Source organism: Aquificaceae bacterium (assembly GCA_037722135.1).
Classification (GTDB): Bacteria; Aquificota; Aquificia; order Aquificales; family Aquificaceae; genus Pampinifervens; species Pampinifervens sericum.
This window is the reverse complement of the sequence record JBBKAW010000025.1, coordinates 1-9,957: the sequence shown is the minus strand read 5'-3', so window position 1 is coordinate 9,957 and position 9,957 is coordinate 1. Positions and strand designations below refer to the sequence as shown.

9 protein-coding genes and 1 CRISPR repeat array are annotated in these 9,957 nt (G+C 40.4%); all 9 genes read left to right on the top strand.

Annotated features, from left to right (window positions below; all coding sequences use genetic code 11):
- Positions 1 to 220 precede the first annotated feature (220 nt).
- From WKI49_01800 to cas6, 9 genes are read left to right on the top strand one after another with little or no spacing between them, the layout of a single operon-like run.
- Positions 221 to 1,558, top strand: a complete 1,338-nt coding sequence (locus tag WKI49_01800) for a hypothetical protein (GenBank protein MEJ7621236.1) — start codon at positions 221 to 223, stop codon at positions 1,556 to 1,558.
- Positions 1,555 to 2,688, top strand: a complete 1,134-nt coding sequence (gene cmr1 / locus WKI49_01795) for a type III-B CRISPR module RAMP protein Cmr1 (protein ID MEJ7621235.1) — start codon at positions 1,555 to 1,557, stop codon at positions 2,686 to 2,688. The genes WKI49_01800 and cmr1 overlap by 4 nt, the downstream gene beginning before the upstream one ends.
- Positions 2,685 to 4,475: a type III-B CRISPR-associated protein Cas10/Cmr2 gene (gene cas10 / locus WKI49_01790; GenBank protein MEJ7621234.1), complete on the top strand. Its 1,791-nt coding sequence runs from the start codon at positions 2,685 to 2,687 to the stop codon at positions 4,473 to 4,475. The genes cmr1 and cas10 overlap by 4 nt, the downstream gene beginning before the upstream one ends.
- Positions 4,456 to 5,433: a type III-B CRISPR module-associated protein Cmr3 gene (cmr3, locus tag WKI49_01785; protein MEJ7621233.1), complete on the top strand. Its 978-nt coding sequence runs from the start codon at positions 4,456 to 4,458 to the stop codon at positions 5,431 to 5,433. The genes cas10 and cmr3 overlap by 20 nt, the downstream gene beginning before the upstream one ends.
- Positions 5,430 to 6,341 (top strand): hypothetical protein, encoded by a 912-nt coding sequence (locus WKI49_01780; GenBank protein ID MEJ7621232.1) that lies wholly within the window; start codon positions 5,430 to 5,432, stop codon positions 6,339 to 6,341. The genes cmr3 and WKI49_01780 overlap by 4 nt, the downstream gene beginning before the upstream one ends.
- On the top strand, positions 6,338 to 7,222 hold the full coding sequence (gene cmr4 / locus WKI49_01775; GenBank protein MEJ7621231.1) for a type III-B CRISPR module RAMP protein Cmr4: 885 nt from the start codon (positions 6,338 to 6,340) through the stop codon (positions 7,220 to 7,222). Before WKI49_01780 ends, cmr4 begins: the two co-directional genes overlap by 4 nt.
- Positions 7,219 to 7,590: a type III-B CRISPR module-associated protein Cmr5 gene (gene cmr5, locus WKI49_01770; GenBank protein MEJ7621230.1), complete on the top strand. Its 372-nt coding sequence runs from the start codon at positions 7,219 to 7,221 to the stop codon at positions 7,588 to 7,590. Before cmr4 ends, cmr5 begins: the two co-directional genes overlap by 4 nt.
- Positions 7,571 to 8,497, top strand: a complete 927-nt coding sequence (cmr6, locus tag WKI49_01765) for a type III-B CRISPR module RAMP protein Cmr6 (GenBank protein ID MEJ7621229.1) — start codon at positions 7,571 to 7,573, stop codon at positions 8,495 to 8,497. The genes cmr5 and cmr6 overlap by 20 nt, the downstream gene beginning before the upstream one ends.
- A complete protein-coding gene (gene cas6, locus WKI49_01760; GenBank protein MEJ7621228.1) occupies positions 8,433 to 9,179 on the top strand; it encodes a CRISPR-associated endoribonuclease Cas6 in 747 nt (248 codons plus the stop codon). The genes cmr6 and cas6 overlap by 65 nt, the downstream gene beginning before the upstream one ends.
- Positions 9,180 to 9,551: 372 nt before the next feature.
- Positions 9,552 to 9,957: a CRISPR direct-repeat array (repeat unit 35 nt; unit sequence GTTGCACTTTTATCTGACCCGTGGGGAGTTGCAAC).

The following is a 9,957-nucleotide window of genomic DNA, read 5'->3' as shown; positions in this document are numbered from 1 at the left end:
GTATGAAAATTATAACCTCGGAATTTTCCTAAAGTCCTTAACCTACTTTGAAGATGCGGAAAGAGAAAAGAACCCTCATATAGACCCCTTTTGGGAAAATATTAAGAATTTCATGTCCCTGCTCATTAAATCTGAATATAAGCTCTACGACCATCCCTCTCCATAGGGGTCTCGGATAATCATAACCCACTTGCGGAGTAAATTTGTTATAATATTACCTATGGGGATGGAGGTAAGGATGGAGGATTCTATCCATTCCTCAAGCTCCAAAAATCGTTTTATTTTCTGGGTTCATGGTGGTATTCGTGGCAAAAAGGTAGTGGAATTTGAGTATAGAGGATACAAGGGAGATGAAACTATACAGATAATACCGGGTAAAGTCTTGGAAGACTTCTACAAAAATAGCGTAAAGCTCTATGCCTTTGTGCCACACTCTCTATATACAAAAAATTGGGATGAAGAGTATAAACAGATACAGCAGGATATTGAAGAGGTTGAGCTTATTCCTATGCCAAGTTTGGGAAATATAAACCGCTACCACTTTGGCGGGACTTATGAATACATTAAGTTTTGGATATTCCTTAATCTTCTAAGGGTATATCTCTCAGAGGGCAAAGGTATATATTACTGCGATATCTCTCAGGGGCTAAATGTTTATATGGATGCTCTCAGAGAAGCCTTTAGAAACCTTGTGGTCTTTGATAGACTTATGCACTTTCCAACTGGTTCTATTGAGGCTAAGCTCTTATATTCAGACCCTATACTTCACGGCGTGGAAACACCAAAGATATACGATGATGTAAACATAGAGGTAAAGGTTTGGTTTGACACACCTATAAAACAGAAACCAGATGAAAGCTTTGCAAGGAAACATTGCTTAGATATAAGCATAGAGAGGATACTAAAGAACTACTATAGAACCTACAGAGCCATAAAATACAATGCACCGGGCGTAGTTATAACCTTTGGATACGATACTCCAGAGAGAATAAGAGAAGAATTGGAGAAACTCTTGAAGAAATACATAGAGGAGTATGACCCGGGAGAGTTTAAGGAGGATGTGAAAAGGTATGAATATACAATACCTGAGGCTATTGGAGAAAAGTTTGCCATCTTTCACTCTTTGGCACTATACTACCATATATCCAAAAGCCTTCAAACACTTGGTATAAAGCCAGAGGGTAAGAGTGAGTTCACTATAAAGGATATGAAAAAGTTTTGCAAAGTTTACCTCTCTTATGGACTGTCTGTAAATGCGGATATGCTTGAGATGGATATGGGGAGGCTCGGGAATGTCCGTGCTGGAGAGAATTGGGAAATTTACGGAAGATTAATTAATAACAACTTCAAAGAAACTGATGCAGAAAAATTATTAAGAGATGATAGGGCTAAAAGGAACTTTTACGCACATTCTGGTTTGGAAAACAACATTGTGTTTGTCAGAAAGGGCGATAACGGGGAGATTTTATTAAAGTATAGGGAAGAGATGAGAAGTGTAGTGGAGAGATTTCTTTACGATGACCATGTATACGAAAGGGTTTGTGAGGGAGAAGGATGAGAAAGTTAACCTTTGAGCTGGAATTTATTACTCCTGCTTTTATAGGTAATGCACAACAGCATGCGGAGCTTAGACCTGCCAGCTTTGTGGGGCTTTTGAGATGGTGGTGGAGGGTAATATTGGCAACCTATCTCAATAATAGTGAAGAAATATTTAAATACGAGGCAGAGCTTTTTGGCTCTCAAGAAAAAACTGCTAAGATAATGGTAAGAACAAAAGGTAATGTATCTACCGTTGATATACTAAAGGATAGAAGAGAGCCAATATATATGCTTGGTATGGGGGCAAAAGGGAGAACTTGTATCCCTTCTGGCTCTAAGTTTTATCTGGAGGTAATTTATAGGGAAGTTTCTGAGCAACTTGTAAGAAGTCTTGTAAACCTTGCAATTAACTTTAGTGGTATAGGATACCGGGCGAGAAAAGGCTTTGGAAATATGAAAAGCAAAGAAGAGCCTCCAAGCCTAAGACTCCTAAGTAGAGACTATTGGTCTGAAATACTAAGTAAAGACAAGATTTTCAAAGATATACCTAAAAAAGGCTCTGGATTTAATGAGCTTCCTAACTTGAATAACCTAAGGGTGCTTAGGTATCAAAGGGCTTTTGATGACTGGGAAGATGCCATAAGATTTCTTGGAAACCTATATAGGAATGTAAGGCTAAAAAATGACAGAACCTATGAATACAAAACGGGTATAGCTCAATACATAAGGTCAAATCCTATACCTAAATCTATTGAATTGAAAAACTATGTGTTTGGTTTGCCAATAATGTATCAAAGTAGAAGCCTTGAAAAAAGACAGCAAAACAATAAACCAATAAGACCTCAAGCTCAATTAAACTGGTCTACTCAAAGAAGGCAAGAGAACGAAGAAAGGGGTGATAGAAGAAGAGGCTCTCCCTTTATCTTTCTTGTAAAGGAAGATGGTTTTTATGTGCTTGCTTTTATGTGCAGATTTCTTCCAGAAGGTGCTAACTTTCTACTTCAAACCAAGGGTAAATACTGGGACATATTAGGAACGAGAAGACCCGGCAGGGAAAACCTTCCCTATTCTGAAGAAAAGTTCCGTAGGGATTTTGAAGATGCGGTCTCAAGATTAAAGAGTGTAGGCTTTGTGGAGGTAAAAGTATGAAACTATGCATCTTCACCTTCTCTCCCGTGCAGAGCTTTATATCTCAATCAAGAAAACTCCTTGACCTTTTTAACTCCAGCTTTTTACTTTCGTATTTTACAGAAAGGCTTATAGAATACATAAGAAATGAGGGGTTGGGAGATGTGGTGTATCCTGTTTATGCACCCGGGCTTAAAAGCACAGAGCTTGCGGGGTATCCCAACAGAATAGTGGTAAAAAGCACACAAGACCTTTGTGAGAGGCTAAGGGAAGTTTTTGAGAAAACCTGGGAAGATATATACAACCATGTCATACTATCTCTTGGTTTATCTGCCAAGGAGCGTCTTCAATTTGAAAAACATGTGGATGGATACTTTGAGAGTTTCTGTGAGTGTCAGGACTTTATAGATAAAAAGCAATGGCTTGAGACTATGGAGTTATGTCAAGTGGAAGATGCGGAGGACTATGGATACACTTACGACCTCGTGGAGAGATTTCTGGGTGCTAAAAAGAGCTTTAGGGCATATAGGGGTAGGGTGGATGAAGAGACTTACGACGAGAAGTTTCCGGATGGTTGCACCCTGTGTGGAGAGCGTCCTGCCTTGGCTATAGATTGGGAGAGCTTAAGAAGGAAAAAGAAACTGCTCTTGTCAAGTGGGGAAAAACTCTGTGGCGTGTGTCTTACAAAGAGGTTTGCTATGGAATACTTTAGGGAGGTTGGGAGGTTAAACAAAAAGGGCTTTTCATCCACAAAGGACTTTGCATGGGCTCCTTTCAAAAATAGGCTAATAGAGGATAAGAGGAATGACAGAAATAGGGATGTTATAAGCAGGCTGGAATACTTGGTGGGGCTTGTGCTGGGTAAGGAAAGTATGCCAATAGAGTATATAAGTGCGGATTGGCTTGACCCAAAGGATGTGAGAACTATGATGGAAGAGGCGGAGCAGGAAGATAGAAAGCATTACGAAGAACTGCTTGATTTTCTTGAGGGGGTCTTTTATGACAAGGAGATAACAGGCTATAAAAAGCCAGACAACTCCTACTTTGGACTCCTTATGATGGACGGGGACAATATGGGTAAATGGCTGGGGCTAAAGAGGGAGCTTAGAAAGGAAAAGCTAAGTGAAGACTTCCATAGGAGATTTTCAGAAGGTCTTTCTGAATATGCCAATAGTGTCTATCAAAAGGCACAAGAGAAAAAACCTTGTGTGGAGCTTGTGTATGCAGGTGGAGATGACGTGTTGGCGGTGGGCTATCCTACAAGTCTTTTGGACTTTGCGGAAGATATAAGGGGGAACTTTTCAAAAACTCTTAAGTTAGAGGAAGCTACCACAAGTGCAGGCTTGGTGGTGGGACACGAAAGCGAAAACCTTAGGTTCTTGCTTGAGGAGCTAAGGGAGGCGGAAAAACTCGCCAAGCGAGAGGGAAGGGATAGGATATGCATAAGTGTAGTCGTGAGAAACTCTCAACCTGTGAGGGTTGTTCTTAAATGGAATGACCTGCAACTTTTTAAGAAGATAACTGAGTATTTCAAAAAGTCTACAATCTCTCAAAACATGCCTTATGCCCTCAGAGAGGAGTTGTGGCTTTTCAAAGAGGATGCGGACTCCTATAAGCCTATAGTGGTGTCCTTACTAAAAAGACTTTTTGCCAGAAAGAGTAAGTTAGAAAAAGAGGATATTCTATCTTTGATAGAAGATTTAGAAAAGGCTGGGTTTTTGAAAGACCTTAACTCTTTAGAGCATCTCTTTTACATAGCACGCTTTTTCTCCAAGTTGGAGGAAGGGAATGAAGCTGTATGTGTTTGAACCTTACGATGTTTTGAGTTTTGGCGGGCTTAGGCATTTTGCTGGGGGAGAAACCCATGTGCAAAAAAGTGCTTTTCCACCACCTATAATGAGGTTTTTCCACATATTTGAAAGGGTTTATGGAGTTTTTCTGTATAAGGACGGTATGGTGTATATCCCTTTGCCTGCGGACGTGGTAAAGGAAAGAAAAAAGGAAGACAAGCCTAATATAAAGATACTTAAGCTAAATGAAAGAGGTATTCCTCTCATTACGGGTGTTGAAGGTGCATACGAGCAGGCAAGGGAATACTTTATAAGTCTTAAAGACTTTTTTACAAAATATGCGAAGGGTCAAGGGGACTTTTCTATCTGTAGCCTTAGGGACTTTATCCAAAAGGAGCAAAGGGTTGGTATAAGCATAGATAAGGACACAAGAACTGCAAGGGATAGGTTTTTATACTCTCAAGACTTTTTGAGGTTTTCAGAGGGTTCTCGTATTGGGGTTTTGGCGGAAGGTTTAAGAGAGGACATAAGGGATAATAGGGTCTTCCTTGGCGGGGAGAGAAGGGTATCTTACATGCATAGTGAAGACCTTAAGGTTTTTGAAAAGCCCGTATCCATACAAAAGGGAAAGCTTTACAAGTTCTACGTCCTTAGCCATCTCTTTATAGAAGGTGGTCTTAAAGAGAATTTGAAAATAGGAAACTTGAGGTTTAAAGTGCTATGGTTTTTCAGTGCTGGCATAGAGTATGTTTCTGGCTTTGGAAAGCCCTTTTTGGAGATGATAAAGCCGGGGAGTGTGCTTTTGTTGTCTGCTTTGGATGAGGGTGGGATGGGTTGTTCCATATGTCAGATAGAGTCCGTTCCTACGGTTAACTATAAAAAGAGGATGGGTAAGGATAAGAAAACGCTTTGGGATTTGGAAAACTTTTTGCAAAGAGGATGGAATAGTGGAATACTTTTGGAGGTGGAAGGATGAGTAAAAAGGTAGACAAAATAATTAGTCTACTGGAGAGCATAAACGAAAAGTTGAAAATGGGTTTTCCTCGTGTAAGAGATAATAATCATGCCTTGTTTACTTATAGCGTGAACTCCATTTCTGGGTTTATGGTAAAACTTAGAAGAGTAGAACTGAGTATTCAAACCCAGAGGTCCATATCCTTATTACAGAATGCATTTATCAGATTAGAGCAAGAAAGAGGGGTAAAGTTGTTAGAATTCTCCATTCCAGAATTTTCAAATATGTTAAACAGCAGAATATATCAAATGACCAATTTTATCGCTAATAACTATGAAAGGGTAAAGCCAATAATACAGAAATTAAAGAGTAGTAGTGGTAATCCTGTGATAATTGAATTCTCTGCAGAGGAACAAGAACTAAATAGAACCCTTGAAAGCTTACTTAATCAATTAAAATTTGAGCTATATATATTTTATGAGAAACCATCCAATAATAGCGTAAAGATAAGAAGTGAGGAGTTTATAAAATTTATGAAGGGTGACTGGCTTGAAATTTATACTTTGAGTAAACTTTACAAGTTGATTGGTGCCGATATGGTTATAGTAAAGTCTCTCAAATATCAATTCTATGGTAGTGATTATGAAGTTGATGTAATAGTCTTTGATAGTGCTGGAAATATAGTTCTTCTTTTAGAAAACAAGTCTTCCATAAACAAACAAATCATACACAAAGCGTTTGAGCAAATAGAAAGTCACGCAAAAAACTTAGGTATAGATATCAGTAGGTGTTTCGTAATCCATGCAGATGAACTATCTGAGGAATTAGAGCCCTTATTGAAAGAGCATACAATTACTCTGCTAAATTTCAAAAACATGGAACAGCCTATAAAGAACTTGATTAAGAATTCAATGGAGGTGGAAGGATGAAAAGAAAAACTTACCTGATTGAGGTTTTAACTCCTCTCCATGTGGGAGCGGGTCAGGGGCTGTCTCACGTAGACCTGCCTATAATGAGAGAAGTTCACACAGGCTTTCCCTTTGTTCCCGGCAGTGCCATAAAAGGTTCTGCAAGGGAGTATGCACTCAGAGAAGTCTGGAAAAGACATCTTGCCAACTCGGGAGTGAAACTCTCTGACTTGGACGAAGAGGTTAGCAAAGGCAAAAAGCTAAAAGAGGATGAGACAAAAAAGATAAAGGATGACTTGGAATATCTAAGGTCTGTCTTTGGCACTGCTGGAGAGTTAGAAGAGGGAAGTGCAGGAAAGGTGTCTTTTGGTGATGCAAGCATCTTACTCTTTCCTGTGAGGAGCTTAAGCCACATATTCCTGTTGGTTACTTGTCCCTATGTTATAAGCAGGTTTGCGCGCACTGTGGGTATGGATATCCCTCCACAAAAGGTTGAGGATACAGAAGCCCTCTGCTACTCTATGGAGATAACCATAAACGAAAAGGTGGTGCTTGAGGAGTTTGTCTTTAACGCAAGGGAGGCTGGAGAAGACTTCAAAAAGTTTGTGGACCTTCTTGGAATAGGCTATAAGCATAGGGTGGTGTGTGTGAGCGATACGGTCTTTTCTGAGCTTGTGCAAAACTATACAGAGGTGCAAACCCATGTGAGGATAGACCCAGACAAGGGGACGGTGGCAAGCGGTGCACTTTGGACGAGCGAGTATTTGCCTGCGGAGAGCGTGCTTTTTGTAAACCTTTTCCTTGATGAGGACATTGAATATTCCTTGCCGGGAGAGATGTGGCTTGGTGGCGATATGACTACGGGTAAGGGTAGGGTAAAGATAAGGGAGGTGAAAACATGAGGAGCATGCTTCAAAAGGTGGCAGGCTTAGCCTACGAGTGCGTGGCGGAGGTCAAAGGTAAAGGCTTTGAGGGAAAGTATTCCTCACACGCAAGAAAGCTACCCTCTATGATAGTCCATAACGGACTTTTAACTACCTGTGCCTTTATAAGGTCAAAGCAAAACGACGAAGCTTGGAAGAGGATAGAAGAGCATATTAAGAGATATCTGAAGGAGATAGAAGGTAAGCAAGTGGATAGTCTTGTGAAGTTTTTCTCAGGGCTTGACCTTAAGGAATATAGACTATACACAAGAAAGGTCTTGTATTTTGCACAGTGGCTAAAAAGAGTAGCGGAAGGAGAGCTAAAGTATGAAGAACAGGCTGAATAGTTTCTCAGAACTACCTGCTGGCTTTAAGAGGCAACTTAGCGAGCTTCTCTCAAAGGCAAAATCGCCTCATATTGGTCTTGTCTTTTACAAGGTCTTGGTTTCTAAATTTACAGAGGATGAATTAGAAAAGGGTCTAAAGGCTGAAAGGTTTGCAAGGGAGCTGGATGCCACATTGAAAGAGCTTACAGATTACCGTGTGAACATTCCCAAACTTCCCTGCAAAAAGTCCTTTGAGCTAAAGACCGCTTACAGGTTGGCTATAGGTATGGGCTATCCGTCCCTTTTGGAAAACGGCTTTCTTTTTCACCATACCTATGGCATTCCTTACATACCGGGAGAAACTCTAAAGGGCTTGGCAAGGCATGTGCTTTTGCTTTCCATATACGAAGAGATAAAGGAAAAACTCGCTTCCACACAAGAGCCTCTTAACTATCTTGATAAGTATCTAAGTTCAAAGGAGGAGGAGTTTTCAAAAAATAGCCTTACAGAAACCCTTGACGGGACAGAAATAAGCATAATTCTTAGCGACTACAAGATTAGAGAGCCTCATAGGGTTTTTAGGAAGATTTTTGGAACGCAGGAGAAAAGGGGTGAGGTTATATTCCTTGATGCTTTTCCAAAAAAATTTAACCCTCAGGACCTTGAGCTTGATATTATGAACCCTCATTATGCAGGCTACTACACAGAAAAGGGTAAAAACCCACCGGGAGACTGGGAAAACCCAGTGCCAATAAAGTTTTTAACCTTAAAGAAGGGGACAACCTTTGTATTCTGCTTGGACTATGAGCCTCTTGGAGAAGAAGAGCCTGAGCTTTTGGAGCATGCCTATAACCTGCTGAGGATTGGCTTGGAAAACCTCGGAGTGGGTGGAAAGAAGGCTAAGGGTTATGGATGGTTTGAGGCTTAGGGTAGACCTTAAACTAAGCGATAAATACCTGCCACTTTTGTTTAGAAATAGGGTCATGTCCGCCCTAAAGAGCCTCTTGGGTGAGGAGTATTTTACAGAGAGAAGTCCAAGACCCTTTAGCTTTTTTCTTAGTTTTCAGGGAGAGCTTGACACAAATAGGTTTTTGCTAAAAGAACCCTACGCAAGACTATACATGAGCTTTTTGGACAAAAAACTTGGAGAAGAGACCGCAGGAAAGTTAATTAGCCTAAGAGACTTTCCAATAGACAAAAACCTAAAGATAAGCGTAAATTCCATAAAGAGCCTAAGGGTAAAGAAAATAGACCAAAGGGCTGTCTTTAAAGTGCTTTCTCCTGCAATAATAGAAGACAAGGAAGACAAGCCTATACTGCCGTGGGATGGGAACTTTGAGAGAGAATTTAACCTTCTCCATAGAAAGGTCTTTGACTTGCTTGGATATAGCTACGAAGATGTGAGTTTGAGGTATCTCTTTTGGAAAAAGGTGGTGATAAAGCATACCCTAAGAGGTTTTAGAAGGGCAAGCGGTAAAAGGGTTATGTATCTCACAGGCTTTGTAGGCAGGTTTGAGCTGAAGGGAAACCCAGAGAGCCTAAAGCTTTTATATCTGAAGGGTTGGGGCGTTAGGACAGGAGAGGGTTTTGGCTTTGTGGATGTGTTATAATATGAGCAGTGGATTTTCGGGGGCTCTTGCTCCCGTGATATCTTGGCAGTTGAATAGGGCGAGGTTCTTGTAAAAACTCCACGGGTTTTTTTTGGCTTTTAACTTGTTGCAAATGATACTCGTCTCAAAATTTTATGCATAAGGCGGAGTTTTTGAGATTTTGCCTACCCTTAGCTTTTGGTTGTTTTACAAGGCTTTTGGAAGTTTTTGAGATTTTCAGTTTTCTTGTGTGCCTCGGAGCAAGATGTATCAACAACTTCGTGTATAAGCCTTGATACTCAAGGGCTGGATGCGTGTTTATGATATTTATCATGTCAAAAGTCAAAAAAGAGCCTATTCTAATCCTTGTCTTTCAAAGGTTTGAAAAGTAGTGTTGCACTTTTATCTGACCCGTGGGGAGTTGCAACAAAAATAAGAACCTTGCAATCTAATATTTTAATGTTGCACTTTTATCTGACCCGTGGGGAGTTGCAACACTGCCTCCTACTGTGAACTGCTCGAGGCTTCGTGTGGAGTTTGGTTGCACTTTTATCTGACCCGTGGGGAGTTGCAACATTGGAGTTTGAATTTCACGATAATAGTGGTTCTCAAAAGTTGCACTTTTATCTGACCCGTGGGGAGTTGCAACTGAGGTAATGAGTTGTTTGAGGTCTTCCTCACTTAGGGGTTGCACTTTTATCTGACCCGTGGGGAGTTGCAACATAATTGTCTCAAATTTTTCGATATTGCCAATTTTATCATAAGTTGCACTTTTATCTGACCCGTGGGGAGTTGCAAC

What these genes read in the sequence shown, in the direction of transcription:
- WKI49_01780 (MEJ7621232.1), top strand. Translation starts at nt 5,430, where the DNA reads ATGAGTAAAAAGGTAGACAAAATAATTAGTCTACTGGAGAGCATAAAC.
- cmr1 (MEJ7621235.1), top strand. Translation starts at nt 1,555, where the DNA reads ATGAGAAAGTTAACCTTTGAGCTGGAATTTATTACTCCTGCTTTTATA.
- cmr3 (MEJ7621233.1), top strand. Translation starts at nt 4,456, where the DNA reads ATGAAGCTGTATGTGTTTGAACCTTACGATGTTTTGAGTTTTGGCGGG.
- cmr6 (MEJ7621229.1), top strand. Translation starts at nt 7,571, where the DNA reads ATGAAGAACAGGCTGAATAGTTTCTCAGAACTACCTGCTGGCTTTAAG.
- cmr5 (MEJ7621230.1), top strand. Translation starts at nt 7,219, where the DNA reads ATGAGGAGCATGCTTCAAAAGGTGGCAGGCTTAGCCTACGAGTGCGTG.
- cas10 (MEJ7621234.1), top strand. Translation starts at nt 2,685, where the DNA reads ATGAAACTATGCATCTTCACCTTCTCTCCCGTGCAGAGCTTTATATCT.
- cmr4 (MEJ7621231.1), top strand. Translation starts at nt 6,338, where the DNA reads ATGAAAAGAAAAACTTACCTGATTGAGGTTTTAACTCCTCTCCATGTG.
- WKI49_01800 (MEJ7621236.1), top strand. Translation starts at nt 221, where the DNA reads ATGGGGATGGAGGTAAGGATGGAGGATTCTATCCATTCCTCAAGCTCC.